The 26262-nt window shown below is 68.5% G+C and carries 22 protein-coding genes and 1 pseudogene; 11 read left to right on the forward strand and 12 right to left on the reverse strand.

Annotated elements, in window-relative coordinates:
• Nucleotides 1-42: 42 nt before the first annotated feature.
• The 8 genes and pseudogenes from AIIKEEIJ_RS01200 to AIIKEEIJ_RS01235 all read right to left on the reverse strand — a co-directional run bounded on the left by AIIKEEIJ_RS01200 (nt 43) and on the right by AIIKEEIJ_RS01235 (nt 11333).
• The gene (locus AIIKEEIJ_RS01200) at nt 43-1374 is read right to left on the reverse strand and encodes an MFS transporter (RefSeq protein WP_006939914.1); all 1332 of its coding nucleotides are present in this window, start codon (nt 1372-1374) and stop codon (nt 43-45) included.
• 175 nt (nt 1375-1549) lie between these two features.
• Entirely contained in the window at nt 1550-2602 is a 1053-nt protein-coding gene (locus tag AIIKEEIJ_RS01205; protein ID WP_006939913.1) for a 3-keto-5-aminohexanoate cleavage protein, read from the reverse strand.
• A 42-nt stretch (nt 2603-2644) separates the two neighbouring features.
• Nucleotides 2645-3544: a TauD/TfdA dioxygenase family protein gene (locus tag AIIKEEIJ_RS01210; RefSeq protein WP_029546439.1), complete on the reverse strand. Its 900-nt coding sequence runs from the start codon at nt 3542-3544 to the stop codon at nt 2645-2647.
• 64 nt (nt 3545-3608) lie between these two features.
• Nucleotides 3609-4583, reverse strand: coding sequence for an NADPH:quinone reductase (locus tag AIIKEEIJ_RS01215; RefSeq protein ID WP_161994739.1), 975 nt, complete (start codon nt 4581-4583; stop codon nt 3609-3611).
• 475 nt (nt 4584-5058) lie between these two features.
• Nucleotides 5059-7846 (reverse strand): annotated as a pseudogene (locus AIIKEEIJ_RS01220) (cation-translocating P-type ATPase).
• 28 nt (nt 7847-7874) lie between these two features.
• The gene (gene ppk2 / locus AIIKEEIJ_RS01225) at nt 7875-8675 is read right to left on the reverse strand and encodes a polyphosphate kinase 2 (RefSeq protein WP_238406150.1); all 801 of its coding nucleotides are present in this window, start codon (nt 8673-8675) and stop codon (nt 7875-7877) included.
• Between the two features lie 520 nt (nt 8676-9195).
• Nucleotides 9196-10239, reverse strand: a complete 1044-nt coding sequence (locus AIIKEEIJ_RS01230) for a YeiH family protein (protein WP_006939902.1) — start codon at nt 10237-10239, stop codon at nt 9196-9198.
• Between the two features lie 56 nt (nt 10240-10295).
• Nucleotides 10296-11333 carry an AraC family transcriptional regulator ligand-binding domain-containing protein gene (locus tag AIIKEEIJ_RS01235; RefSeq protein WP_161994741.1) on the reverse strand — a complete coding sequence of 346 codons (1038 nt, stop codon included), beginning with the start codon at nt 11331-11333 and terminating at the stop codon, nt 10296-10298.
• Nucleotides 11334-11723: 390 nt separating this feature from the next.
• On the opposite strand from AIIKEEIJ_RS01235, the gene AIIKEEIJ_RS01240 reads away from it, so the two are divergent.
• From AIIKEEIJ_RS01240 to AIIKEEIJ_RS01255, 4 genes are read left to right on the forward strand one after another with little or no spacing between them, the layout of a single operon-like run.
• Nucleotides 11724-12221 carry a methylated-DNA--[protein]-cysteine S-methyltransferase gene (locus AIIKEEIJ_RS01240; RefSeq protein ID WP_102800137.1) on the forward strand — a complete coding sequence of 166 codons (498 nt, stop codon included), beginning with the start codon at nt 11724-11726 and terminating at the stop codon, nt 12219-12221.
• Nucleotides 12208-12699, forward strand: a complete 492-nt coding sequence (locus tag AIIKEEIJ_RS01245) for an RNA polymerase sigma factor (RefSeq protein ID WP_006939896.1) — start codon at nt 12208-12210, stop codon at nt 12697-12699. The genes AIIKEEIJ_RS01240 and AIIKEEIJ_RS01245 overlap by 14 nt, the downstream gene beginning before the upstream one ends.
• The gene (locus tag AIIKEEIJ_RS01250; RefSeq protein WP_161994742.1) at nt 12696-13283 is read left to right on the forward strand and encodes a methylated-DNA--[protein]-cysteine S-methyltransferase; all 588 of its coding nucleotides are present in this window, start codon (nt 12696-12698) and stop codon (nt 13281-13283) included. The genes AIIKEEIJ_RS01245 and AIIKEEIJ_RS01250 overlap by 4 nt, the downstream gene beginning before the upstream one ends.
• Complete coding sequence (locus AIIKEEIJ_RS01255; RefSeq protein ID WP_161994743.1) at nt 13280-14143, forward strand: AlkA N-terminal domain-containing protein; 864 nt, start codon at nt 13280-13282, stop codon at nt 14141-14143. Before AIIKEEIJ_RS01250 ends, AIIKEEIJ_RS01255 begins: the two co-directional genes overlap by 4 nt.
• Here the strand turns inward: AIIKEEIJ_RS01255 and AIIKEEIJ_RS01260 are convergent.
• The 4 genes from AIIKEEIJ_RS01260 to AIIKEEIJ_RS01275 all read right to left on the reverse strand — a co-directional run bounded on the left by AIIKEEIJ_RS01260 (nt 14122) and on the right by AIIKEEIJ_RS01275 (nt 19058).
• Nucleotides 14122-15669, reverse strand: a complete 1548-nt coding sequence (locus AIIKEEIJ_RS01260) for a bifunctional 3'-5' exonuclease/DNA polymerase (protein ID WP_029546430.1) — start codon at nt 15667-15669, stop codon at nt 14122-14124. The two genes, AIIKEEIJ_RS01255 and AIIKEEIJ_RS01260, sit on opposite strands and share 22 nt — an antisense overlap.
• Before the next feature lie 274 nt (nt 15670-15943).
• Complete coding sequence (locus tag AIIKEEIJ_RS01265) at nt 15944-16810, reverse strand: 3-hydroxyacyl-CoA dehydrogenase (protein WP_161994745.1); 867 nt, start codon at nt 16808-16810, stop codon at nt 15944-15946.
• Nucleotides 16807-17472: a TetR family transcriptional regulator gene (locus tag AIIKEEIJ_RS01270; RefSeq protein WP_161994746.1), complete on the reverse strand. Its 666-nt coding sequence runs from the start codon at nt 17470-17472 to the stop codon at nt 16807-16809. Before AIIKEEIJ_RS01270 ends, AIIKEEIJ_RS01265 begins: the two co-directional genes overlap by 4 nt.
• Before the next feature lie 260 nt (nt 17473-17732).
• Nucleotides 17733-19058, reverse strand: coding sequence for a YhgE/Pip domain-containing protein (locus AIIKEEIJ_RS01275; RefSeq protein ID WP_050036004.1), 1326 nt, complete (start codon nt 19056-19058; stop codon nt 17733-17735).
• A gap of 211 nt (nt 19059-19269) precedes the next feature.
• Between AIIKEEIJ_RS01275 and AIIKEEIJ_RS01280 the strand changes: the two genes are divergently transcribed.
• The 7 genes from AIIKEEIJ_RS01280 to AIIKEEIJ_RS01310 all read left to right on the forward strand — a co-directional run bounded on the left by AIIKEEIJ_RS01280 (nt 19270) and on the right by AIIKEEIJ_RS01310 (nt 26164).
• Nucleotides 19270-19467: a hypothetical protein gene (locus AIIKEEIJ_RS01280; protein WP_161994728.1), complete on the forward strand. Its 198-nt coding sequence runs from the start codon at nt 19270-19272 to the stop codon at nt 19465-19467.
• Between the two features lie 274 nt (nt 19468-19741).
• On the forward strand, nt 19742-21229 hold the full coding sequence (locus tag AIIKEEIJ_RS01285; protein WP_161994747.1) for an AMP-binding protein: 1488 nt from the start codon (nt 19742-19744) through the stop codon (nt 21227-21229).
• A gap of 60 nt (nt 21230-21289) precedes the next feature.
• Nucleotides 21290-22357 carry a zinc-binding dehydrogenase gene (locus AIIKEEIJ_RS01290; RefSeq protein WP_161994748.1) on the forward strand — a complete coding sequence of 356 codons (1068 nt, stop codon included), beginning with the start codon at nt 21290-21292 and terminating at the stop codon, nt 22355-22357.
• Nucleotides 22358-22479: 122 nt separating this feature from the next.
• Entirely contained in the window at nt 22480-23244 is a 765-nt protein-coding gene (locus AIIKEEIJ_RS01295; RefSeq protein WP_161994749.1) for a glucose 1-dehydrogenase, read from the forward strand.
• Nucleotides 23245-23323: 79 nt separating this feature from the next.
• Entirely contained in the window at nt 23324-24442 is a 1119-nt protein-coding gene (locus AIIKEEIJ_RS01300; protein ID WP_161994750.1) for an extracellular solute-binding protein, read from the forward strand.
• An 85-nt stretch (nt 24443-24527) separates the two neighbouring features.
• Nucleotides 24528-25355: a mycofactocin-coupled SDR family oxidoreductase gene (locus AIIKEEIJ_RS01305; protein ID WP_161994751.1), complete on the forward strand. Its 828-nt coding sequence runs from the start codon at nt 24528-24530 to the stop codon at nt 25353-25355.
• Complete coding sequence (locus tag AIIKEEIJ_RS01310) at nt 25352-26164, forward strand: SDR family oxidoreductase (RefSeq protein ID WP_161994752.1); 813 nt, start codon at nt 25352-25354, stop codon at nt 26162-26164. Before AIIKEEIJ_RS01305 ends, AIIKEEIJ_RS01310 begins: the two co-directional genes overlap by 4 nt.
• Nucleotides 26165-26262: the final 98 nt, after the last annotated feature.

Below are 26262 nucleotides of genomic sequence, written 5' to 3' on the forward strand. Positions count from 1 at the left end.
CAGGAGCTTGTTCGAAGTGACGGGGAAGCAGGAGTGTCTGCCTCAGCGGGCGACGGGAGTGCTCAGTGCGAGGAGTTTGCGCAGTCCCGCAGGATGGAGGCGCTTGCCGGCCAGCAGCGCGGCGATGGCGGCGAGGTAGACCAGGGGCGACAGCTGCAGCGCCTCTCGCAAGCCGAGCCGATCGGCGAGGATGCCGACGACGAACGGGCCGAGGGCGAGACCGAGCAGGTTGTTGGCGACGGTGAGCGTGCCCATCGCGGACGCGCGCACCGACGTGTGGGTCAGGTTCGCGACCATCGCTGCGGTTGGACCCGAGGAGCCGGCGGAGAAGAAGGCACCGATTCCGATGAGCACAAGCTGGGCAGGGCCGGCCTCGAGCCGGAAGGCGGTAAGCAGGCACACCAGCGCGATGATGCAGAAGACGACGGCAGCGGTCCACTTGCGGGTGATGTCGTGGCGGCCGAGGCGGTCGGTGATGATGCCGCAGACGACCATGCCACTGCCGACGAGAAGTACGACGATCGAGGCGGCGGCTCCGGCCTTGTCCGGGGCGAGGCCGTAGTACCGGTTGAAGTAGCTCGGAGTCCACGACAGCAGCACTGCGGCGGTGAATATCTGCAGTCCGCCACCGATGTAGGCGAACAGCACTGCCGGATTGGTGAACAGGCTCGACACCGGGGCGCGAAAGCCGTCGGGTGGGGTTGCGGTCTGCCTCGGGTGTTCGTCGGCGGCGTTCTCGGCGAGCCTGCGTTCGGTGACGAGCGTCCGGAACAGCGCAACCAGGATCAGGCCGAAGACCGCCATGGCCGCGAACGACCATCGCCAGCTCAGGTGCACGGCGATCACTCCGCCGAGGGCGACGCCGATCACCGACCCGAACGATCCGCCGGCCATGAAGGCGCCGCTGAGTGAGGCGTGCACCCGCGGGGCGAATACACTCAGCACCACCGCGATGCCCACGCTGCCGTAGGCGGCTTCGCCGACGCCGACGAGGAATCTGGCACCGAGCATCTGCTCGAAGTTGGAGGCGACCGCACAGAGCAGGGTGGCCGCGCTCCACAACACGGCCATGAGCACGAGGCTCTTGACCCGGCCCCACCGGTCCGCGAGCAGCGACAACGGCAGGGTGAGCAGGCCGACCATGAGGGCGACGATGCTGGTGAGGGAGGCGAGCTGTGAATCAGACAGGGCCCATTCGCTTTTCAGGAACGGGAAGACGGCGCTGAGGACCTGTCGGGACATGTAGTCCGAGAGCAGCAGCCCGAAGGTCAGGGCGAAGACGATCCACGGGTACGTCCGTGAGCGCGTGTGGGGGCGGGGACCGGCGGCCGGTGTGCCGGTCGGATTCTCCACGGGGGAGGTGGGCAGTCCCATGGGAACTCCTGTGGGCGAGGGTGGCGGTGAATGCGGAGGAACGACCGCGAGGAGGACAGAACGAGACGTCGTGGGCCTCTCCCGTGGCACCGCCACGGGAGAGGTGGCACCCACGGCCGGGGCACGCACGGTGCTGTGTGCGTGCCCCTCCGGGGAGGTGTCCGGTGTGCCTGGCTCAGGCGTGCTGGGTGAAGCCGCGCTGGCCGGGCTTGCGGTTGGGTGCGAAGCCGACCTTGGCGAGGGTCTCGTCGGCGTCGGCGTAGCGCTCGTCGAGCTTGTAGATCTCGCGGGCCTCCTTGCCGGTGGCCACCTGCCGGCCGAGTTCACCGGCGATGCGCACGAGCTGTTCGATCTGCTGGACCGAGGTCATCTTCTCCTTGGTCGGCGTCCACAGGGTATCCTCGTTGCCGACCCGGCAGTGCAGGCCCATCGCGATTGCCATGGTGTTGATCGGCAGTACCGACCGCATCAGGGTCTCGAGGGTCAGCACCGCGCCGTCGGGGGTGCGGCGGATGAACTCCATCATGTTGTAGGGGTTGGGGCCGTCGAACCCACCGCCGATACCGACCCAGGTCACCATCAGCGGGCCGGTGTAGACGCCGCGGCGGATCAGCCGTTCGACGGTTTCGAGCTGCGGGATACTCGAGAGCTGGAAGTGCGGCTGGATACCCTTGGCCTGCAAGCGCTTCAGGTGCTCTTCGACCCATTCCGGGCCGGCCGGGACGACCATCTCACGGTACGCCTCCCACACCTCGGGACGCTCGAAGGAGGTACCGCGGATGTCGTCGGGGGTCATCAACTCCACGATGTTCATCTGGCTGGTGTTGATGGCGATGGTGACCTGATCCGGGGCTGGATCGAGCTCGGCCAGCATGTGGCGGGCGTCGTCCGAGAGCCACTTGGCGTCGGCGCCCTCCCCCTCGGGGGCGAACGAGATCGACCCACCGACCTGCAGTATCATGTCGGGCACGGCCTCACGCAACCGGCCGAGCAGCTCGTTGAACTTCGACAGCCGCTTGGAGCCCTTGCCGTCGAGTTCACGCACGTGGATGTGCAGGACGGTCGCGCCGGCGTCGTAGCAGTCCACCGCCTGCTGGACGTGCTCGTCCATGGTCAACGGCAGGTCCTCGCGGAAGTCGTCGAGTTCCCATTCCGGGCCGTACGGCGCGGCGGTGATGACCAGTTTCTCCTGGTTCTCGGGGAACAGGGAATCGTCGAGGAAGTGCATCTGTGGTCTCCGTTTCAGAGTCGATGAGGAAGGAAGAGGAAGTCAGAAGGGGCGGTCGCCGATGATCCCGGCGCGCTCCATCTTGCGTACGGCGGGCCAATAGTCCTGCACCGCATAGTGTTGGGTGGAACGGTTGTCCCAGATGGCGATGCTGTTCTTCGTCCACCGCCAGCGCACCTGGTACTCGGGGATCGCGGCCTGGCTGATCAGGTACTGCAGCAGATTGCCGGCGCCGGGGGCGTAGTCGATCCCGAACCGGACATTGTCGGGGGTGTGGTAGTTGACCAGGTGCGTGGCAAAGGCGTTGACGAACAGGATCTTCTCGCCGGTCTCGGGGTGGGTGCGCACCACCGGGTGCTCCGCGTCCGGGTACCGCGCATGCAGCTGATGGCGCTGTTCCATCGGCAGGGCGGCACCGAAGCTCGCCTCGATGCTGTGCCGGGCCCGCAGTCCGGCGACCTGTTCCTTCACCGGCGCGGGCAGCCGCCGGTACGCCTCGGCCATGTTCACCCAGACGGTATCGCCACCGACCGGCGGCGTCTCCACGCACCGCAGCACGCACCCCATGGGCGGGTTCTGCCGCCATGTGGCGTCGCAGTGGTAGGCGTTCTCGTAGTGCTCGGGGGGGCTGTCGACGTCCTTGTAGATCCGCACCAGGCCAGGATTGTCGGGGTCGCTGCCGACCATCGGGTGATCCTCGAGCGGACCGAACCGTTCGGCCAGCGCCACATGCTCGGCGCGGGTGATGTCCTGGTCGCGGAAGAAGAGCACCTTGTGTTCGAGCAGGAGCGCGTGCAGCTGCTCGAAGAGCGCATGGTCACGCGAAACCTCCCCGAGGTCGACGTCGAACAGCTCGGCGCCGATGGTGCAGGTGAGCGGTTCGACGCGGAACTCCCGCGTGGTGGCCGTGGTCGTCTCCGACGGCCGGGTGGTGGTAGTCATGACAGATCCTTCGTGGGTGGTGGGATGGCGGTGGCGTCCGGAGCAACATCCCGCCCGGCCGGGGTCAGAGGGTGAAGACCGACGAGCCGATGCTGCGACCGGCTTCGAGATCGTGGTGGGCGCGGACCGCGTCTTCGAGTGCATACCGCTGGTTGATCTCGATCGCGATCTTCCCGGTGGCGACGTGGGAGAACAGCTCTCCGGCGAGTTCGGCGCGCTCGGCCGGGTCGGCGATGTAGTCCGCGAGCGCCGGACGGGTCACGAACAACGATCCCTTGACCGCGAGCTGCATTGCGTCGATCGGGGGGATGGGCCCGGAGGCGGTACCGAAGCAGACCAGCAGACCGCGGCGCGCCAGCGAATCGAGGGAGGTCGAGTACGTCGTCTTGCCGATGCTGTCGTACACCACGGGAACGCCGGCGCCGTCCGTCAGTTCCCGCACTCGCTGCGCGACGTCCTCCTGCGTGTAGATCACGACGTGATCGCACCCGTGGGCGCGCGCTGTCTCGGCCTTCTCCTCGCTCGAGACCGTCCCGATCACGTTGATTCCCAACAACTTCGCCCACTGGGTGAAGATCAGGCCCACGCCTCCCGCCGCGGCGTGCAGCAGTACGGTGTCCCCGGCCTTCAGCGGGTGGATGCGGCGCAGCAGGTAGGCGGTGGTCAAGCCGCGCATGGTCATCGCCGCGGCGGTGTCGAACCCGATGGCATCGGGCAGTGGGATCAGGTGTTCGACGGGCATCACGCGCTCGGTGCTGTAGGCGCCGAGCGGGCTGCCGGTGTAGGTCACCCGATCGCCTTCCCGCACGTGCGCCACGTCCGGTCCGACGGCCTCGACCACGCCGGCGGCTTCGACGCCCATGCCGGCCGGCAGGGGGGCGGGGTACAGGCCGGTGCGGAAGTACGTGTCGGCGAAGTTGAGACCCACGGCCTCGTGCCGGATCCGGACCTCGCCCGGGCCGGGGTCTCCGACCTCGACGGCTTCCCACCGCATGACCTCGGGGCCACCGGTTTCGTAGAAGCGGACGGCTTTTGCCACAGTCTTCTCCTTGTCGCGCCTGCCGGCCCGTTCCACCGGGCAGGCTTCGGCGTCTTGATGTTTCTCGGGATGTAATTGCTTCCCGCTGTACGGGATCCGGGCTGTCGAGGGCACGTTGCCGTGCTCGACGGCGGTCGGTGTTCCGGCGGGAGGAGGTGGGCGATGTCGCGGCCGTGGCCGACGTTCCCTCTCCCCAACCGGCTCTGTGTGATGGACCTAACAGTAGTGGAGTGCATGCCCGAATGCTTATCCCTGAGGGACGTAATTCTGTTCATTTGGGGACATGCCCTGTGTACTGGGGAAGGCTCCCGGTCCGGGCGGATCACCACATCCGGACTCGTCGATCGGATCAGGTCGGCGTGGGCCGCGAATCCGGTGAGGAATCAGCGCGTCCCGGGCCGGTTCCAGGGGACGGCGCAGCAGGCCGGCAACCGGTGTCGACTACCGAACCGGCTCGCGCCCGCCGGAGTCGACGTCAGTGCGTACCGGCTCGTTGCGGGCCGACTGCGGCCTCGGGCGAAAGCAGTGCCGGCGGTCCCGATCGGCGGCGGCGCAGCGCCTTCTCCGCTTCGACGACGATCGGGACGATCAGCGCCCAGCCGAGGCAGGCGAGCCACTGGCCTCCGGTCAGCGACGTGGTCATCAGAAGTTCTTGGAGGAAGCCGATTTCGACGGCGAATATGGTGACCACGACGGGAATCGACAGGATCTTCAGCGCCCCGAGTATCGGGGCCTCCAGGCCGGATTCCGGATCGCGGCGCATGACGAGTCCGGCGAGAACGGATCCGAACGACAGCACCACGAATGCCGTCGTCATGGGGACGTTCGCTTCGGTGGTGCTCATCTCGCCCGGGGCGAGGAGCATCGCGGCGAGGGTGACGGCGAACTGCAGGATGCCGTAGGCCAGCCACTGCGTGAACGCCCTCCGGTTGGCGATGGGCAGCTTCGGGTCGCGGGGCGCTTTGTTCATCAGGTCGGGCGCCGGCGGGTCGAGCATGATGACGGCGACCGGGAACAGAGTGATGAAGAAGTGCTGGAACAGCACCATCAGCGGGGTGAGTGCGACGCCGTCGTTGATGTCGAAGATGCTCGCGACGAGGAACAGCAGAACCAGTGAGAACAGTTTCGACATCTGGTAACGGATGTAGGAGACGATCTTGTCGTAGATGTTGCGGCCAAGGCGGATCGCGCTGATCAGGGTCCCGAAGTTGTCGTCGGTGAGGACCATCTTGCCGGCCTGTTTGGTGACTTCGCTGCCCGATCCCATGGCGACACCGATGTCGGCCTTCTTCAGCGCGGCGGCGTCGTTGACGGCGTCGCCGGTCATCGCCACGACCGCGCCGGTCTTCTGCATGACGTCGGCGAGGCGGAGTTTGTCCTGCGGGGTGACGCGACCGAACACGTGCAGGTCGGGCAGGGCAGCCGACAGTTCCTCGTCGGTCATGGCCTGCAGTTCGGTGCCACCGATCGCGCCCGGTCCGAGGCCGAGTTCGGCGGCGATGGCGGATGCGGTGATCGCGTGGTCTCCGGTGATCATTCGGACTTCGATGCCGGCCTCGTGGGCGGTGCGCACGGCATCGATTGCCTCCGGCCGGAGTGGGTCGATGATGCCGACCATACCGACGAACGTGAGGTCCTCGACGAACGACATGGGGTCGGCTTGCACGGCCTGCTCCTGCCCGTCGAGCACGCGTGCTGCGAACGCCAGGACGCGCAGGCCCTTCTCGGACATGGCCTGGTTCGCCGCGATCAGCTCCTGCCGGATGTCGCCGATCGGTACCGCCTGCCGGCCGGGACGGAAGGCGTTCGTGCACCGCGCGAGAACGACGTCCGGTCCGCCCTTGACCAGTTCCACGAATCGGGTGGTGCCGTCGACCGGTAGATAGTGGAACGTCGCCATGAACTTGTACGCGGAGTCGAACGGCACGGCGGCGACGCGGGGATACGTCCGCCGGGTCTGGGGAGCGTCGACGCCGACCTTCGCTGCGAGCACCACCAGGGCGGCCTCGGTGGGATCGCCGACCACCTGTCCGGAGTCGGAGACGGTGGCGTCGCTGTCGAGGCACAGCCCGTAGGCGAGCAGGGTGAAGTCGGGGGCCGACTCGCCCGCGACGTGGGTGACGCGCCCCGACTTGCTGTATCCCTCACCGTCGACGCTGTACCAGCGGCAGTGGAAGTACAGTGACCGCACGGTCATCTGGTTCATGGTCAGCGTGCCGGTCTTGTCGGAGTTGATCGCGCTGGTGGCGCCGAGGGTCTCGACGTCGGTGAGGTTCTTCACGACGGCCTTCGCCTCGGCCAGCTGGCGGGCGCCGTAGGCGAGCATGGCCTGGACGAACGTCGGCAGGCCGGTCGGGATCGCGGAGACGCCCATGGAGATGCCCAGCAGCAAGACCGTGGTCACGCTCTGTCCGCGGATCACTCCGAGGACGACGATGAGGGCGACCGCGGTCCACGCGATGATGCCGAGCACCTTGGTGAGCGAATTCAGTTCGCGTTGCAGCGGCGACTTGCTCGGCGTGACGGCCGAGAGCATCGAGGCGATGCGGCCCATCTGGGTGTGCATGCCGGTTTCGGTGACCACCATGGTGGCGGTGCCGCGCGTGACCGAGGTGTTCTGGAAGACCATGTTGCTGCGATCGCCGAGGGGGACGTCGGCGGCGCCGAGGGTCTGGGGATCCTTCGGGACGGGGGCGCTTTCGCCCGTCAGTGCCGCCTCCTGCGTCTCGAGGGTGGCCGAGGTGAGCAGTCGGCCGTCCGCGGGGGACGATGTCGCCCGCCTCGAGCTGCACGACATCGCCCGGCACCAGGTCGGTGGCGGCGAGCTGAACCAGTGTCCCGTCACGGGTCACCCGTGCCTGCGGGGTCTGCATCTTCGCCAGTGCGTCGACGCTGGCGCGGGCCTTCAACTCCTGCCGGGTGCCCAGGACCACGTTGAGTCCGACGAGTACGGCAACGACGATCGCCGTGGGGATTTCCCCGATGACGACGCTGACGACCGCCACCGCGATCAGCATCAGGTTCATCAGGTCCTTCAGCTGGAGCAGCGCGAGCGCCCATGCCGACGGTGCGGGTTCGGAGACGATGCTGTTGGACCCGTAGCGTCGGCGACGCTCGCCCGCCTCGTCGCTCGTCAGTCCGGTCTGCGTGTCGGTGGCCAGTGCGGACACCACGACGTCGGCCCTTTGGGTGTGCCACGTCGTGGGTGCTTGCCCGGTCGCGGGGGTGTCCGACCGTTTCGGCGTGCGTTCTGTCGAGGCCATGACTGACAGGTCCTTCCCGGCGCGGACGTCAGTAGGGAGTGGGGATCCAGTGCAGCGGTTGCGTCGTCACCCGGTAACCGTCGGGGCTTTGCCGCGCCGGCAGGCTGATGTCGCGACCTTCCAGGGGCTCGTAGGGGATCTTGCTCAGCAGATGGCTGATGAGGTTGAGCCGCCCGCGCTTCTTGTCGTCGTTGTCGGCGACGTACCACGGTGCCCAGCCGGTGTCGGTGAAGCGGAACATCTCGTCCCGCGCCCGTGAGTAGTCGTACCACCGGCTGTACGACTGCAGATCGAGGTCCGACAGCTTCCAGATCTTGCGCGGATCGTCGATCCGGCTCTGCAAACGTGCGGTCTGTTGCTCCTCGCTCACCTCGAGCCAGTACTTCAGCAGGATTACACCCGACTCCACGATTGCGCGTTCGACCGCCGGGACGAGCTGGAGGAAGTGGCGCGACTCCTCCTCGGTGCAAAAGCCCATCACCCGTTCGACGCCGGCGCGGTTGTACCAGCTGCGGTCGAAGATCACGACCTCTCCACCGGCGGGCAGATGCGGCAGATACCGCTGCACATACATCTGCGTCTTCTCCCGCTCGGTCGGTGCGGGCAACGCGACCACGCGGAACACCCGCGGGCTCACCCGCTCGGTGATCGCCTTGATGACCCCACCCTTCCCGGCGGTGTCACGCCCCTCGAACACGATGCAGATCTTCGCGCCCGACGCTTTCACCCATTCCTGCACTGCGACGAGTTCGGCGTGCAGCGGTCTGAGCAGGCGCCGGTACGCCTTGTTCTTCATCGGTGGGGTGAACTCGACGGTCGGCGCGTGCAATTCGCCGGTATCGGCACGAGGCTGCGGCCCGTGCTTCGCGTCCCTGTGCGCCGTGCCCTTCTTCTTCTTCTTCTTCTTCGATTTCGAGGGTGCGGATTTCGATCCCACAGCTGTATCTCCTGCCACCAGGAATCCGATGCGATCAAACCCGGGACCGGCCCGGGGCCTTTCCGGTCCGACGTCGAGTTCTCGAGTCCTGCACCGGGGGTGCGGACGATGCGGATGAATCGAGGGGGAATCGCCGGACGTCGCGCTCGCGTGTTCCGTCGATGGCGTGCATAGGTGGGATTCTCCTCCCCACAACGACGGGTTGGCCGCGTTTCGCGGCAGGACGGTCGGCGCTGTGCCGAATTCGAGGAGTGGTGCCTAATTCGAGGAGTGGTGCCTAATTCGAGGAGTGGTGCCGATTTCGAGGATCGGCGCCGATTTCGAGGAGCTGTGCCGATTTCGCGGAGCGGCGGGGTGCCTCCTGCCCTCGTTCCTGCGACCCTGCTCGGTGCCGGTCACCGGACGGGTTCGCTCATCCGAACAGCAGGATTCCCGTGAGTGCGAGGGCCGAGACCCATGCCGTGGATGCGGCGGCGAGGGCGAAGGGCCGCCAGCCCACGCCTCGGAGGACGTCGATGCGTACGCCGGTCCCGAGCGCGAACATGGCGGCGGTGAGCAGCGCGGTCTGCGCAAGTCGAGCCGACCCGAGGACCTGATCAGGGAGCAGACCGGTGGCGCGCAGGGCCACGCAGCCGAGGAAGCCGAGGAGGAAGAGCGGCACCAGCGGTGGGCGCCGCGTGTCGGCCTGCGTGGCGGTGACGCGGCGCGAGGCCACGCCGATCCAGGCGATCACGGGCGCGAGCAGCGCGACCCGGGCGAGTTTCACCGTCACCGCCACCGTGAGAGCGGTCGCTCCGGCCGCGCCGGCACCGTGGGCGTCGATGGCCCCGCCGGCGGCCACGACCTGCGCCACCTCGTGGATCGCGGCACCGGCCCACACGCCTGCCCGAGTGTGGTCGAGCCCGAGCGCGGACGCCGCGAGCGGGAGGCCGGGGATCATCGCAGTGCCGAAGACGACCACCAGTGCGACGGCGGTGACCACCTCCTGCTTCCGGGCCTCGACGACCCCGTCCGCGGCTGCGACGGCGGCCGCTCCACAGATCGAGAATCCGCACGCGATGAGCAGTCGCTGCGTCCAGCCGAGACCGAGGATCCGGCCCAGTGCCATGGTTCCGGCGATGCCGCAGGACACGACGGCGACGACGATGCCGAGCACGCCCCAGCCGAGGTCCAGGACGTCGGTGACCAGGAGCTGAAGTCCCAGGAGCGCGACTCCGACGCGGAGCAACCGCCGGGAAGCCATGGTGATGCCCGGTTCGGTGACGGTCGGCAACCTCGTGGTGTTGGCCAGCAGTGCACCGGCGAGAATCGCGATCAGCAGGGGGCTGAGGCCGTCGACGAGTGCCGACGCAGCGAGCGCAGCCGCGGCACCCGCGCCGCAGAGAACGAGTCCGGGGACGGGCGTGCGCAGGCGAACCGAGACCGGCGGTGCGGGCGTGGTGGGGGATACGGCCATGGTGCCCAGCCTGACGGCTCCCGGGGTGGGCGGATAGACCGTGTTTCCGCATCACGTCATATCGATTCGATATGACGCGCCCGGTGCTGATCCGACGACGATTCTCCGGCGCGCCACCGGCTGGGGGTGCACCCGAAGCGCTTCCGGAACCAGCGCGAGAAGCTGCTGGGCGAGGAGAATCCGAGCAGGTCGGAGACTTCGGTCAGGGAGTAGCGCCGGTTGCCGACCATGTGCCCGGCCAGTTCGGCGCGGACCGAATCCAGGAGCGACGAGAAGGTGTGGCCTTCGTCGGCGAGTCTGCGGTGCACCGTCCTGCGGTCCACCCCCAGGCTGCGAGCGACCTGCTCGATCGAGCAACGACCGGTGGGAAGCAGGAGTTCGATCAGTTCGCGGACACGATTGAGCGTCGTCGCCTCGCGTGTGGCGTGCATCGAGTCCAGGAGTTGTTGGGTGTAGGGCCGCAACAGCGGATCGGACATCGTATTGGGGGCGTCGAGATCTTTGGCATAGAGGGTGATTCCGTCGAAGTCCTGCTCGAATTCGACGACGGGTCCGAAGAGTCGGAGGTGAGTGCGCATGCTGCGCGGAGCCGGATGGGAGAACGACACGGTGACGGGCTGCCAGGCCGGCCCGAGAAAGCCTTGCAGCAACCGGTGCAGAACTCCGACGGCGAGTTCGACAGACTGGCGGAAGGTCCCCGGCTGCCCCAGGTCGAGGGTGAGTCGGAGGGTTGCGACACCGCCGTGCTCGTTCAGGCGGATGCGCAGGGCTTCGTTGTACATGTGCTCGTGGCGCATGAGGACCTTCAGGGCGCTGCGGACGTCCGGTTCCTCCCGGATGACCAGGCTCAGCGGGCCGAGGTTGGAGAATCGCCGGCGCTCGGCGAGGGCGAGGCCGAAGTCGTCCCGGCTGGACTCGGCGGCGGAGCGTTCGAGCAACTCGGCGATCGCCGCCGCCGGCACCCAGCGGTCCTGCAGGCTCAGGCTGGCCGGGTCCAGGCCCGCGCTCCTGGCGAGAGAGGCGGGATTCAAGCCCAGCGAGTGGGCGAGCTCGACGTAGTTGTTCAGTGAGGCATAGCGTGCGAGAGGCTTCAACTGCCGCTTCCTGTCCCGAATCGATAAGCCACGCGACGAGTGATGACGACTATATCGGCGTCGACCGGGAGGCTCGACGCCGCGACCGCGGGTTCGCCCGGCCCCGGGACGGGGCCACGCCCGCCGAGACGGGAAGAAAGAAAAAGGACCGGCACGTCCGGTCGCCTCACGGCGACAGGCGCAATGCAGCTCCAGCCGGACGGAACTCTGCAAAGGCAAAACAACTGAGCCCGGGGGACACGGAGCGTGCCGATCCGAACTCTTCAACACCGCCCCCGTCCCCGATATTCCATCCCCGCTCGGGTGAACTGCATCTCCGATCGCTGGTTTCTCACAATTCTCTCCGCCGATGCGTCTACCTCGTATACGCCGGATGGAAGGATCAACCCCGTGAACGCGACGCGAACCCACACGGTCGTCGACTCACCGATCGGACCGCTGACCCTGGTGCGGACGGACGGAGCACTCAGTGGCCTGTACCTCGCCGAACACCGGCACCGGCCCGGCCCGCGCACCTTCGGAGACGTCGCGGCGACCGGTTTCGAGGAGGTCACCGAGCAGCTCGCCGAGTACTTCGCCGGGCAGCGCACCGAGTTCACCGTGCCCCTGGCACTGCACGGCACCGCCTTCCAGCTCCGCGTCTGGCAGGCGCTGCGGACCGTCGCATACGGCACGGTGTGCACCTACACGGACCTGGCCGCCGCCGTCGGGCACCCCACGGCCGTGCGGGCGGTAGCCGCCGCGAACGGCCGCAACCCCGTCAGTATCGTCGTGCCGTGTCACCGCGTGATCGGCCGCGACGGCAGCCTCACCGGATATGCCGGGGGTCTCGCCCGCAAGCGCTACCTGCTCGACCGGGAGGCGCAGGTGACCCATGCCGTCCCCTGACCCGCTGCCGCCGTTCGAGCGGGTCGTCGCCGAGCACGGCGCCACCGTCCTGCGGGTGTGCCGCGCGCTGCTCGGTCCGGTCGACGCCGACGACGCGTGGTCCGAGACGTTCCTCGCCGCGCTGCGCGCCTACCCGGCGCTGCGTCCGGGCAGCAACGTCGAGGCGTGGCTCGTCACGATCGCGCACCGCAAGGCCGTCGACGTCCACCGTGCCCGGGCGCGGACCCCGGTGCCCGTCGCCGCCCTGCCGGAACGCCCCCTCGCCTCCGGGATGCCCGAGCCCGACGACGACCTGTGGTCGGCGGTGGCTGCGCTGCCGTTCACTCAGCGCGCCGCCGTCGTCTACCACCACGTCGTCGGCCTGCCCTACGCCGAGATAGCCGCGATCCTCGGCAACTCCACCGACGCCGCGCGCCGCGCCGCCGCCGACGGCCGGGCCGCGCTGCGCCGCCGCTACCCGACGGAGGAACCGTCATGACGCTCGAATCGTCGCCTGTCGATGCTGCCGACCTGACGCGCCTGCACGCGCGGCTGATCCTCGACGCCGAGGCCGCCGACCTGCTCGACGTCGCCTACCGGATCGTCGACACCCCCGTGGGACCGCTGCTGCTCGCCGCCACCCCCGCCGGCCTCGTGCGGGTCGCCTACGCCGCCGAGGATCACGAGGCGGTCCTCGCCCGGCTCGCCGCCGACATCAGCCCGCGCATCCTCGCCGCGCCCGCCCGGCTCGACGACGCCGCCCGCCAGCTCGACGAGTACTTCCGCGGCGCCCGCACCGCGTTCGACCTGCCGCTCGACCTGCGCCTGGCCCGGGGCTTCCGCCGCGAGGTCATCACGCACCTGCCGCGCATCGACTATGGCCGTACCGCCAGCTACGCCGAGGTGGCGGCCGTGGCCGGCAGCCCGCGTGCCGTCCGGGCGGTGGGTACGGCGTGCGCGCGGAATCCGTTGCCCGTTGTCCTGCCGTGCCACCGGGTGGTGCGCAGCGACGGAGACCTCGGCAGGTACGTGGGCGGCGTGGACGCCAAGCGCGCCCTGTTGCGGCTCGAGGCCGCGGCGTGAGCGTCGCCCTGCGGTTGACGGTGACGCCGCCGCTGGCCACCGCCTCGATGCTGGCGGCCCTGCGCAGCCACACCGTCGCCGGTCTCGAACGACACGACGCGGCCACCGGCACGCACGTGCGGTCGGTGCGGGGCCGGCACGGCCCGGCGGTGGTCGCGATCCGGCCCCGGCCGGCCGCCGAGCACGTGCCCGTCCGGATCGACGCGGACCGCCGCGACCTGCCCGAGGTCGAGCAGTTGGTCCGGCGGTGGCTGGACCTCGACGCCGAGCCTGCCGTGATCGACGCGGCGCTCGGCGCCGATCCGCAGCTCGCCCCGATGGTGGCGGCCCGGCCGGGACTGCGCGTGCTCGGGACGACGGACTGGTTCGACACCGCCGTGCAGACCGTGCTGGGCCAGCAGGTCAGCGTCGCCGCCGCCGCCACGTTCGCCGGTCGGCTCGTCGCCCGCTACGGAGATCCGGGATCCGGTGCTATGCGCTGCTTTCCGGCCCCGGAGCGGCTCGCCGCCGCGGATGCCGACGAGGTGCAGGGGGCGGTGGGGCTCACCCGGGCGCGGGTGCGGACCGTGCTGGCGCTCGCTCGCGCCGCGGCCGAGGGGCTCGATCCGGCCGAACCGGTGCGGTTCCGCACCGATCTGGCGGCACTGCCCGGCATCGGGCCGTGGACCGTGGACTACCTCGCCGTCCGCGTCCTCGGGGACCGTGACGCGTATCCCGCCGGAGATCTGGTGCTGCGCAGGGCCCTCGGCGTGGGTTCTGCCCGCGAGGCGACGGTCCGGGCCCGGCAGTGGAGTCCGTGGCGGGCCTACGCCGCGTTCCACCTGTGGACGCACTCCGCCTACGGCTCGTCCTCGCCGTAACGGTCCCTTATCGAGACATGCATGGGGAAAAGCACTTTCGTGTCACCGAACAACAGCCGGGTCGCCGACTCCACCGCGGCGGACAGGTGCGCCGTCGCGGCCTCCGGGGTGCGGGTGTGCACCACGATCTCGTCGTGCTGGAAGAAGACGAGTTCGCCGGTGTCGTCGGCGGCCAGGCGCAGGCGCAGATCGGCCAGCACGCACAGCGCCCATTCGGCGGCCGTCGCCTGAACGACGAAGTTGCGGGTGAACCGCCCCCGCGCCCGCGCATCGCCGTGCGCGAAGAAGTCGGCACCCGGCGGCGGGCACGCGCGGCCGAGCCACGAATGCACCACCTCACCGCGCTCGCCGGCACGTGCGGCGCGTTCCACGAACTCCACCGCCTCGGGAAAGCTCCTGCGCAGCAGGGTGAGCAGCGCACGTGACTCGCCGGCCGTCGCACCGTAGAGCACGCCGAGCACGGCCACCTTCGCCTTCGCCCGGTCACCGCCGAACGCGGCCGCAGCCACCGGTGCGTACAGGTCGTCGCCGCCCGCCGCGGCCGTCATCCGCGGGTCGCCGGACATCGCGGCCAGAATGCGCGGTTCGAGCTGGCCGGCGTCGGCGATCACGAAGACGTGCCCGTGCTCGGCGATTACGCTCGACCGCAGCGCCTTCGGGATCTGCAGGGCCCCGCCGCCGCGGCTCGCCCAGCGCCCGGACACCACGGCACCGGGCACATAGACCGGATGGAACCGCCCGCCGCGCACCCAGGTGTCGAGCCACTGCCACCCGTTGGTGCTGTGCAGCTTCGACAGATCCCGGTGCTGCAAGAGCAGCGGCACCGCCGGATGGTCGAGCTCGCGCAGCACCCATTTGCGGGTGGACGACAGGTCGATGCCTTCGCGTCGGAACGCCTCGAGAATTTCGGTGTGCGAGGCCGGATTCAGCGCACGGCCGAACACCTCGCCGATCCGTGCGTTCAGTTCGGTGATCCGGGGTGGCAGCCCGTCGTCGGCGGGACGCGGACCGAGGGTGCGCTCGAGCACGCGGCGGTGGGCGTCGGCGGAGAACGGCAACCCGTCGAAACCCATCTCCGCGGCGGCCAGCGTGCCCGCCGATTCGGCGGCGACGAGCAGTTCGAGCCGGGCATTGCCGGCGAGTTCGGTGCGCTGCCGCTCGAACTCGGCGAGCACGGTCTCGGGGTCGACGGTGGGGGCGACGTCGAACAGCCCGGGGCGCTCGTCGACCGGTTGTTGCTCCGGTGGTGCGGGAATCCCGGCGCGTACGTTCAGGATCGCGCGTGTGGACGCCAGATCGTGGCATCGGCGCACCCGGACCCCGGCGCGCAGCAGGGCGGGGTACACGGTCGCGGTGCCGGTCCAGATCCACCGCGGCGGGTCCGCCGCCTCGAGCGTCCGCGCGGCCGTCGCGAGGTCGTCGTGGTATTCGGCCGCGGCGAGCGGGCGTCCGTCGGCGCCGACCGGAACGGTCCATCCGCCGGGCGGCTGCCCGCCGGCGGTGTCGGGAACCAGTACGGTGCGCACCCGTCCAGTCTGCACCGCCGTGCCGACACCGTCGGCGGACGGTCCCGTCCACCGTCGCCTCCGGACCCGCACGGTTACTCGGAAAGCAGGCCGGACTCCTCGAGCAGGTCGCCGATCTCCGTCGTCTCCAGCTTTGCGATCAGATTCTCACGCAATAGTTTCGGACAGGGAGGCGAGCCCGGCCCCGACGAACCATGCTGTCCTCTCGTCCACCCCTGTGGGCTTGCGGGGCTGCTGTAGGACGTGAGGCGTCGCCCCTTCGCGGTATCTGCCGCTACTTGTCGTTGGGGTAGCGGTAGAACCCTTCGCCGGTCGCCACACCGAGCCTGCCGGCGTCGATGTAGTTCTCCTTCAACCATGCGGCGATGGTCCGGTCCTTCTCGTCGCCGAGGGACAGGATGTTGTAAGGCGTGGTGAGTCCGATGACGTCGTAGATCTGGAAGGGACCCATGGGTGCGCCAGTGGCGATCTGCCACACCCTGTCGACGTCCTCGGGGTCGGCGTAGCCGCCCGCGGCGAGCTCACCGGCGGCGTTGAGGAACGGCACCAGCAGCGAGTTCAGGACGTAGCCGGCCTTCTCCTTGTGGATCGGGACCGGGACCATGCCGATGGCCGCGGCGAAGCCGACGACCTGGTCGAACACCGCGGGGTCGGTGTCGTCGGTGCCCATGATCTCGGCCGTGTTGAACTTCCACACCTGGTTGGCGAAGTGCAGCGCGAGGAACTTGTCGGGACGGCCGGTGAAGTCCTTCATGTCGCTCGGCAGGAGTGTGGAGGAGTTGGTGGCGAAGATCGTCTCCGCGGGTGCGACCTCGCCCAGCTTCGTGTAGGTGTCCCGCTTGATGTCGAGGACCTCGGGCACGGCCTCGACGACGAGGTCGGCGTCGCGGACGGCGTCTGCGAGGTCGGAGGACAGGCGGATGCCGGTCGCGGCCGCCTCCGCCTTCCCGTCGCCGGCACCGGGAACCTCACGCTGGTACGTCTCGGCGAGCTCGCCGAAGCGCTTCTGCGCGTTGGCGAGGGCGTCGTCGCTGATGTCGTAGGCGGTGACGGCGAATCCGCTGTAGGCGGACTGGAACGCGATCTGCGCGCCGAGGACTCCGGTCCCGAGGACTGTCACCTTGCTGATCCGGCTGGTCATGCTTCCTTCTTTCGTTGTGGGGAGGACGCGCCCGGTTCCGGCCCGCTGCGGGCCGGGCGGTCGTCGTCGAGTGCCGCGAAGAAACCCGTGACGATCTGGTCGATCTGGGCGTGCAGGTCGGCCTCGGGGTCGTCGTCGGGATGCGCACCGGTGAATGCGCGCGCAAGTATCAGGTGCAGGATCGCGAAGATGCTCCGGCCGGCGTGCCGGGCCTGGTCCTCCGCTCGTCTCTCGTCCAGCCCGCGGTTCCGCGCGGCCTCGACGAGCCGACGCGCGATCGTCTCCTCGAAGCGGGCGACGAGATCGAGTCCCTCGGAACGGTATTTCTCGCTTGCGGAGCCGAACAGCAGCTCACGTTGGTAGTTCACCGTGTTCTCGACGTGGCTGTCGGCGGCCTCGAGAATAGGTCGGACGACGGCCTGCACCGCGTCCACCGGGTCGCGCCGCGATCGTGACGCGCGGTCGCCGGCGCTCAGGGCCGACCGGAACTGCTCGTTGTAGACCATCATCAGCAGTTCGCCCTTGGACGTCGCGTAGCGGAACAACGTTCCAGCCGCGACGTCCGCACGTTCGGAGATCTGCTGTGTCGTGACTCCCGCGAACCCCTTCTCGGCGAACAACGATGCGGCGGCGGCGAAGATGCGGGACTGCTTGTCACGCATGCTCCGGTCTCGACGACCCGGAGTTCCCGATGAGGTAACCATCCTGCGCCTCCCAAAATGAGTGGACTCATTAATGAGCGTACTCCGATACCGTCCTGCAGGCACCCGATGTGCCCGCCCGGCGTCGCCGTCGAGGACCCGTTTCATCCCCCGTTTCACCCCGTCGCGGCTGGGCCGGGCGGAATCGGAACGCTACGTTCGAGACCTGGGACCCCGCTGCTCTGCCCTCGAGGAGCAGCGGGGTCCTGTCTTTCGCGTCGTTACGCTGCGGCGGACACAGGCTCCGCGTCGCTGCGGCGGTGGAATCCGCGCACGTCGTAGATCCGGGTCACCACCCCACCCAGCACGAGGCCGATGCCGAGTCCGAGGAGTGTCATCAGGGCGCCCCGGGTCAGACCCGCCGGCCCGCTGCCGTCGAAGTACAGGATGGCCCGGGTCGCGATGTACACCTGGTGCATCGGTTCGAACGTCGACAGCCACGAGTACAACGGCGGCATGGCCTCGAGTGGCACGGTGCCTCCCGACGACGGCAGGCCCAGGATGATGAAGATCAACAGGTTCACCAGCAGTCCGGCGGAACCGAATACGGCCATCACCGAGATCGAGGTGACACCCACGGCGGTGATCGCGAGGGCGCCGTACTCCCACAGCAGCAGGGCGCGGGTCACGGGCATGCCGAGCAGGGTGGCGATCCAGAGGTAGAGCGCGGAGACGATCAGTGCCAGGATCACCATGATCGCCCACTTCACGAGCAGGACCCGGAACCGCGACAGGTGCGCCGTCTTCCGGTCGACGTACCAGGGCCCGTACTCGGTGGGGACGAAGCCGAGGGCGCTGTCGACGAGCGAGTTGACGATGGTGGCGCCGGTGAAGCCCGCGAGGATGAGCAGCAGCGTGTAGTAGAACGCGGACAGGCCCAGTCCGGTGCCGTCGGGCAGGGGCTTGTGCTCGACGAAGCGGATGTCGATCGGATCCGCCAGCACCAAGCGGCTTCCGCCGGACAACTGCAGATCCGGGGCGCTGGTGGCGAGGGTATCGGTGACCGTGGTGGTGAGTTGCTCCCCGACGGTCGTGTTCACGGTGGTCAGGGCGCGGTCGGCGATCGACTCGACGATGCCCTTGCCGAAGGTGCCGGTGCGCGGGTTGGTGTAGACGGTGATGATCGGCTTCTCGATGTCGCCGGGGATCACGCTGCCCTGCGCAAGGATCGACGTGCGTTTGGTGAAGTCGCTCGGAATCACGATCGCCCCGTAGAGCCGGCCCGAATCGAGTCCCGAGGTCGCCGCGGAGATCCCGACCTGTTGCAGATCGATCTCCTCCGGATCGACCCCGTCGGCGATGGCGGCGGTGATCTCGGCGCCGAGGTTGCGCTGCTGATCCGAACCGGGGAGCACGTCGCCGACATCCTGGTTCACGATCGCGACCGGGAACTTGTGCAAATTGTCGGCCGGATTGATCATGCTGCCGATGTAGAGGGCCGCCAGGGCCGCCATCACGGCGGTCACCACGACGACCGGCGCCAGCCAGAAGCGGGGGCTGCGCAGTGTGCCGGCGTGGGGGTCGGCGCTGATCTCCGTCGAACTCATTCCGGGCCTTCCATGGTGCGTGGAGTCGGGTAGTGCGGGTGGCCGGTCGGAACGGGCCGGCCACTCAATTGTGCACGCCCGTGAGCAGATAAGCGTCCTACTCGGCCCACTCGTGGCAGGAGACACGTCCCCGCCTCTCGCGCGAGATGGCTCACTCATGGGCACGCTAGGGGCCGAGTGAGCGAATGTATCGTGCTGTCGGTCTGATCGAGTGAGCGATACATTCGCTGTTCATCCCGCAGGGCGCGCCGTCATCGGTAAGAACGCCACCGCCGACGATGTCACCATCGGCCTGTATTTCCCGATCGGGTGCCTGCTCGTGGCAGGAGTGATGCTGGCGCTGGTGAAGCTGCCGCGGGTTGCGGCGCCGGCGGACACCACGAAACTGGTCAGGCCCACAAATGTCTGAGCCCGAGGCTTGACGCAGCCCTTCGACCTCATGGTCGGAGGGCTGCGCTGCGTCAGGAGTGCCTCTTGCCGCCTCGGCAGGTCGTCTTCCTGGGGTTATGCCGCACCGGGACGCAGAACTACTATTACCTTCACAAATATTGCCATAGTTGCTATGGTTCACATCGGGAGGGAGAAGTGACGTGAAGCACTTCCCTGTTCCTTCGAGGAGGGCGTCGGCCGGAAGCACAGATGAGGTCGTCGCATCGTGAGCGTGTTCTCAGACAGGTGGTGAAATGGGCATCGCAATGGTCCTGGATATGGCGTCGTCGGCCACACCCGATCGGCTCGCAATGGGACGCCGGGCCGATGGGGCTACCTACGGGCAGCTCGACGAGATCGCGTCGAGGGGAGCTACGGTCCTGGAGGAACTCGGGGCCCGCCATGTCGTCTTCGTGGGCGTGAACGGCCCCGTTCTGCCGGTCCTGATGTTCGCCTCGGCACGCGCCGGCATCCCGCTCGCGCCGCTGAACTACCGACTCGGCGCCGACCAGCTACGCGAACTGATCGAGCGGCTCGACCAGCCGATCGTCGTCGCCGACGACGTGTACGTCGACAAGCTCTCCGGGCTCTCGCACCGGATCGTCACGCCCTCGCAGTTCCTCGAGCTCGCACGCACGACGGAGCGGGCGACGGAGGATCGCTCGGCCGATGACGACACGGCGATCGTGCTGTTCACGTCGGGAACGACCTCGGCACCCAAAGGGGTGTTGCTCCGTCACCGACATCTGCTGTCGTATCTGCTCAATACCGTCGAATTCGGTTCTGCGGGAGAAGAACAGGCGACGCTCGTCAGCACCCCGCCCTATCACATCGCGGGTCTGGGGGCGGTGCTCAGCAACATCTACGCCGGCCGTCGGATGGTGCATTTGCCCGACTTCTCGCCCCAGGCGTGGCTCGATCTCGTCCGAGAGGAGGAGGTATCGAGCGCGATGGTCGTGCCGACGATGCTCGCGCGCATCGTGGAACATCTCGACGGCGCACCCGCCGACACACCGTCCCTCGCGTCTCTCGCGTACGGCGGAGCCCGCATGCCACAGCCGGTGCTCGAAAAGGCCCTGACGGCCTTCCCCGACACCGGCTTCGTGAATGCCTACGGTCTCACCGAGACCAGTTCGACGATCGCCGTGCTCGGTCCCGAGGACCATCGGGCAGCGTTCGCCGACCCTGCCCTCCGCGGCCGGCTTGCTTCTGCGGGACGCATCGTTCCCGGGATGCAGGCCCAGGTCCGGGACGAGGACGACGTGACCGTCCTCGCCGAGGGGGAGACGGGGCTGCTCTGGGTTCGCGGCGCACAGGTCAGTGGCGAGTACATGGGCAAGGGTTCGGTGCTCGACGCGCACGGCTGGTTCCCCACCCGCGACCGCGCCCGGATCGAGGGCGGCTTCCTCTACATCGGCGGCCGCGCCGACGACACCATCATTCGGGGCGGCGAGAACATCGCACCGGCCGAGATCGAGGACGTCCTTGTGCATCACGGCCAGGTCCGTGAGGCGGCCGTGATCGGTGTGCCGGACGACGAGTGGGGCGAGCGAATCTGCGCGGTGATCGTGCCGAACAGCGAGGTTCACGACGATGCACAGTCGTTCCGGGCCTGGTGCCGTGAGCGGCTGCGCGGCTCCCGCACACCGGACGACGTCGTGTTCGTCGACGAGCTGCCGCGGACGCCGACCGGCAAGCTCGTGCGGCGCGACCTCGTCGACCGGATCTGCGCCGTCGCCTGACCGCCACTTCCGGGTACCGCCCCGGGCGCTCATCAGCTCTTTCGCAGTTCCCGATCCGACATGGAGGACGAGACCGACGTGAACCTCACCGGCACAGCAGATCCGACTCAGCAGGCGTGGGTGCTGCGCGCCCGGCCGAGCGGCCGGCCACGCGGTACCGACGTCGAACTCGTGGCGACGACGATCGGCGCTCCCGGGGCCGGCGAGGTCCGCGTCGCGAACCTGGTGATGTCGGTCGAGCCGTACATGCGGGGGCGCATGGGCGGCGAGGCCACCTACGCGGAGCCCTACGAGATCGGCGAGCCGATGCTCGCCCCGACCGTCGGGCGCGTCACCGAGTCCTCCGAGAGCGCCGTCCCCGTCGGTGCTCTCGTCCTGCACGACCACGGTTGGCGGGAGCATTCGCTGGTCCCGGCATCCGAGTGCCGTGTCCTGCGGCACGACGACCTCCCGCCCGCCATGCATTTGGGATTGTTGGGGATTCCCGGCATGACGGCATGGGTCGGCGTCGAGCGGATCGCTCGCGTCGTGGCCGGCGATGTCGTGTTCGTGTCGTCGGCCGCCGGAGCGGTCGGCTCGACGGTTGTCCAGCTCGCGAAACTGCGCGGTGCCACGGTGATCGCGAGTGCCGGGTCGCCCGAGAAGGTTGCGCTCACGAGGAGCCTGGGAGCCGACGCCGCATTCGACTACCACGACGGCCCGATCAAGGATCTTCTGCGCCGTGCAATGACCGAACTCGGTGTCACGGGCGTGGACGTGTACTTCGACAACGTCGGCGGAGAACATCTCGAGGCCGCAATCCGGGTGATCAACGATCACGCCCGCATCGCGCTGTGCGGAATGATCAGCATCTACAACGCGTCCGCGCCGCAGCCCGGCCCGAACAATCTCCTCAAACTCATCTGGCGGCGCGCGCGTATGGAGGGTTTCCTCCTCGGCGACCACCTCGACGCCCGTGACGAATTCGAGTCCGAAATGGCTGATCTCGTCCGAACGAATCGAATTCGACCTGTGCACACCGAATTCCCCGGCGGTGTCGCGAGAGCGTGGGACGCCTTCCTCGGCATGCTCGACGGCACCGCCACCGGGAAGGCCGTGGTCCCGCTCGCAACGGACGCCGGCGCCTGACCGAACCGAACCCGTCGGCACACACCCGTCGGCGCCGCCCCTGCGGTGCCGCCCCCAACCTACCGAAATCCGGCACAGTCCCGAATCCCACGGGGCGGCCTCATATCCGAAGGAGCCATACGATGACCGACCAGGCGCTGCCGTTGGAAGGGAAGGTCGCCCTCGTCACGGGCGGGAGCCGTGGCCTCGGGCGGGAGATGACCCTCGCGTTCGCGCGGGCCGGTGCGGACACCGTGATCGTCAGCCGCAAGGTGGAGAGCTGCGAAAAGCTGGCTGCGGAGGTCGCCGAGACCACCGGTCGCCGGGCTCTTCCGCTGGCCTTCCACGTCGGCGACTGGGACGCTCACGAACCGCTCGTCGACCGTGTCTACGAGGAGTTCGGCCACATCGACGTCCTCGTCAACAACGCCGGTATGGCCCCGCTGTACCCGAGCCTGGACCAGGTGTCGGAAGCCCTGTTCGACAAGGTCGTCGACGTCAACTTCAAAGGGCCTTTCCGTCTCACCGCCCTGATCGCACCGCGGATGGCGGCCGGTACGGGCGGTTCGATCATCAACATCAGTTCGATCGCGGCCGAGCGACCGACCCCGAACGACCTGCCCTATGCGGCGGCGAAGGCGGGACTGAACGCCCTCACCAAGGGTTTCGCGCAGGCGTACGGGCCCACGGTCCGGGTCAACACGATCATGGCCGGTGCGTTCCTCACCGACATCAGCAAAGCATGGGACATGGATTACGCCAACGAGATCTTCGACGCCCTGCCGCTGCAGCGAGCCGGGAACCCGGACGAGATCGTCGGCGCCGCCCTGTATCTGGCCGGTCCCGGCTCCACCTACACCACCGGTGCGATCATCCCGGTCGACGGTGGCCGGACGTCGACCGCCTGATTGTGGCGAACCCGTGACCGCCAGAACGCACTGACCCATACCGTCGGCCGTGCCGACCGTTCTACAGGAGTCGTCCAGCATGCACCTTCTCGCCCGACGCTCGCGCCCTGACCGCACCGTCCGTCGCCGGTCCTCCCTCACCCGCGCCACCGCCGGGATCGCCGTCGCCGTCGTGTCCACGATGCTCGCCGCATGCGGTGGGGGCGGCGACGATCGCATCACCTCGGAGTCCGTCGGCGCCACCGGTCCGGTCGGGGACTCGGCCTGGCAGCAGGTCGTCGAGGCCGCCAGGACGGAGGGCGAGGTCACGATCTACTCGTCCAATGCGGCCGACGCCCTTGCCGAACTGGGCCGCCGATTCGAGGCGGACTACGGCATCCGAGTGAACGTCGTCCGTGACGTCGATGCGAACATCCACCAGAAGGTCGGGGCGGAGGCGGCCACCGGCAACCAGGTTGCCGACATCGTCACCCAGGCCACCTCTCCCTGGGTCGTCGAGCTCGCCGCTGCCGGCGGTGTCGTGAAGCCGATCGGCCCAGCCTTCACCGACCCGGCCTCCGAATACGACACCGACACGTTGCTGCGTGACTCCGGCGACTTCGTCTCCGGCGCCTCCGTGCTGACCTTCGGCTGGAACACCGACCGGTACCCCGCGGGACTGGAAAGCTACGAGGACCTGCTCGACCCGGCGCTGGCGGACGGCAAGATCGGCATCGTGCTGCCGACGTCGACCGCGCACGTCGACTTCTACGGCAGCTACCTCGAGCAGGTCGGTGGTGAGGGCTTCGTCGAGAAGCTCGCCGCACAGAAGCCGCGGATCTACCCCGGCGCGCTGCCGGTCGCGCAGGCCCTCGCGTCCGGCGAGATCGCCGCGACGGTGTTCGCCCAGGACCAGACGGTGGAGAAGAAGAACGGTGCACCGGTCGACAGCGGGTTCGACCAACTCGTGTGGGGTGCCCCGATGTACACGTCGATTCTCGCGAAAGCCCCGCACCCCAACGCTGCCCAGCTCCTCGCCAACTACATGATCACTCCGTCCGGGCAGGAGGCGCTCTCGTTCCGCAATGCGGCCGTACTGCCGAACATCTCGTCGGCGGTTACGACGATCGACACGGTGGCTCCGCAGGACCTGAGGGCGATGACTCCCGAGTCGTTGGAGGCGCTGAAGCTTCGCTTCGGCCGGCTGTTCAACCAGTGACGACGGCAGGCAACAGCGTCCGGTCGTGCGGTGCTCTCGAACCGGTCCGGGCGCACGACGGTACTTCCGAGAAGGAGACGGATTGATGGGAAGAGTTGAAGGCAAGGTCGCGCTCGTCACAGGCGCAGCCCGGGGACAGGGCCGGTCGCATGCGCTGCGGTTCGCGCAGGAGGGTGCGGATGTCGTCATCCTCGATGCATGCACCGAGATCGACTCGGTGCCTTACCCACTCCCGACCGAGGTGGAACTGAAGGAGACCGAGGCGCTGGTCGCCGCGACCGGGCGGCGCGTACTGGCACGCACCGCCGATGTGCGCAGCCAGGAGCAGCTCGACGCGGTCGTCGACGAGGCCCTCGCGGAGTTCGGCCACATCGATATCGTCGCCGCCAACGCCGGCATCGTCGGCTTCCGTCCTACGTGGGAGCTCAGCGACACCGAGTGGCAGGACATGCTCGACGTCAACCTCACCGGCGCCTTCCATACCGTCAAGGCGGTCGTGCCGGCGATGATCGAGGCCGGTCACGGTGGGTCGATCGTCATCACGAGCTCGATCCAGGCCATGCTCGGGTCCGCCAACATCGCGCACTACAATGCCTCCAAGAGCGGCGTCATGGGCCTGATGCGCACGCTCGCCGCGGAACTCGGCCCGCACGGCATCCGGGTCAACACCGTCAACCCGAGCGCCGTCGAAACCCCGATGCTGCTGAACGACGCCACCTTCCGGATCTTCGGCCCGGATCTGGACAATCCCGGTCGCGAAGACCTGTGGGAACGCTCCAAAGATCGCAATCCGATGGGCGTCGGATGGGTTTCGGCGGCCCACTTGAGCAACGCGGTGCTGTTCCTGGCCTCCGACGAAGCCCAGTTCATCACCGGGGTCGCACTGCCCGTCGACATGGGGGTCCGGTTGTGACGATCACCGACACTCGCGGAACGACATCCGCGGACCTGACGCAGCGGCTCGCCGGACGACGGGTGTTCCTCACCGGCGGCGGCAGCGGAATCGGCGCGGCCGTCGCACACCGCCTCGCCGCCGAGGGCGCGGCCGTCGCGGTCACCGACGCCCGTGAGGACGCGGCCGTGGAGGTCGCCGATGCGGTGCGCGCGGCCGGCGGCACCGTGATCGGGTCGGTGTGCGACGTCGGCGACGAGTCCTCCGTCGCCGCAGCCGTACGCGCGGCCGTCGCAGAATTCGGCGGGCTGGACGGGGTGGTCACGTGCGCGGGTATCTCGGGCACCGCCATGCTGCACGAGATGGACCTGGAGCACTGGGAGCGCATCCTGCGGGTGAACCTCACCGGCACCTTCCTGCCGCTGCGCGCGTCGATTCCGCACCTGCTCGACGCCGGCGGGGGGTCGATCGTCACCGTCGGATCGGTTGCGTCCCTCGTGTCCACGAATCTGAACACTCCCGGCTACGACGCGTCGAAGGGAGGCGTCCTGCAACTGACCCGCTCGGTCGCCATGGGGTACGCCGATCGGGGGATCCGCGCCAACTGCCTGTGTCCGGGTCTGGTGAGCACCGGACTGCGCGCGAATTCTGCTGCGCTGCAAGGGCCGGAACCGGAGGCTACGCGCAGCCGGGTCGTCGAGAACACAGCGCTGGCGCGGTCGGCCGACCCCGGCGAGATGGCGTCGGTGGTCGCGTTCCTGCTCTCCGACGACGCCTCGTTCATGACCGGAGCCGCGATTGCCGCGGACGGCGGCTTGACCGCGAACTGACGAGACCGGTGGAATCCGGCCTCGACCTCGAGCATTCCGAAAACGACAGAACCCATCCGCCCGCCGCTTCCCGGCGAGCGCTACGCAGAGGTGACCGC

The sequence above is a fragment of the Rhodococcus sp. YH1 genome, from assembly GCF_009939605.1.
GTDB classification, from domain to species: Bacteria; Actinomycetota; Actinomycetes; order Mycobacteriales; family Mycobacteriaceae; genus Rhodococcus; species Rhodococcus aetherivorans.

Excerpts from the sequence above, each read along its gene's own strand:
- AIIKEEIJ_RS01200 (WP_006939914.1), bottom strand. The coding sequence starts at position 1,374 with ATGGGACTGCCCACCTCCCCCGTGGAGAATCCGACCGGCACACCGGCC.
- AIIKEEIJ_RS01205 (WP_006939913.1), bottom strand. The coding sequence starts at position 2,602 with ATGCACTTCCTCGACGATTCCCTGTTCCCCGAGAACCAGGAGAAACTG.
- AIIKEEIJ_RS01210 (WP_029546439.1), bottom strand. The coding sequence starts at position 3,544 with ATGACTACCACCACCCGGCCGTCGGAGACGACCACGGCCACCACGCGG.
- AIIKEEIJ_RS01230 (WP_006939902.1), bottom strand. The coding sequence starts at position 10,239 with ATGGCCGTATCCCCCACCACGCCCGCACCGCCGGTCTCGGTTCGCCTG.
- AIIKEEIJ_RS01245 (WP_006939896.1), top strand. The coding sequence starts at position 12,208 with ATGCCGTCCCCTGACCCGCTGCCGCCGTTCGAGCGGGTCGTCGCCGAG.
- AIIKEEIJ_RS01250 (WP_161994742.1), top strand. The coding sequence starts at position 12,696 with ATGACGCTCGAATCGTCGCCTGTCGATGCTGCCGACCTGACGCGCCTG.
- AIIKEEIJ_RS01265 (WP_161994745.1), bottom strand. The coding sequence starts at position 16,810 with ATGACCAGCCGGATCAGCAAGGTGACAGTCCTCGGGACCGGAGTCCTC.
- AIIKEEIJ_RS01270 (WP_161994746.1), bottom strand. The coding sequence starts at position 17,472 with ATGCGTGACAAGCAGTCCCGCATCTTCGCCGCCGCCGCATCGTTGTTC.
- AIIKEEIJ_RS01275 (WP_050036004.1), bottom strand. The coding sequence starts at position 19,058 with ATGAGTTCGACGGAGATCAGCGCCGACCCCCACGCCGGCACACTGCGC.
- AIIKEEIJ_RS01285 (WP_161994747.1), top strand. The coding sequence starts at position 19,742 with ATGGGCATCGCAATGGTCCTGGATATGGCGTCGTCGGCCACACCCGAT.
- AIIKEEIJ_RS01290 (WP_161994748.1), top strand. The coding sequence starts at position 21,290 with ATGGAGGACGAGACCGACGTGAACCTCACCGGCACAGCAGATCCGACT.
- AIIKEEIJ_RS01295 (WP_161994749.1), top strand. The coding sequence starts at position 22,480 with ATGACCGACCAGGCGCTGCCGTTGGAAGGGAAGGTCGCCCTCGTCACG.
- AIIKEEIJ_RS01300 (WP_161994750.1), top strand. The coding sequence starts at position 23,324 with ATGCACCTTCTCGCCCGACGCTCGCGCCCTGACCGCACCGTCCGTCGC.
- AIIKEEIJ_RS01305 (WP_161994751.1), top strand. The coding sequence starts at position 24,528 with ATGGGAAGAGTTGAAGGCAAGGTCGCGCTCGTCACAGGCGCAGCCCGG.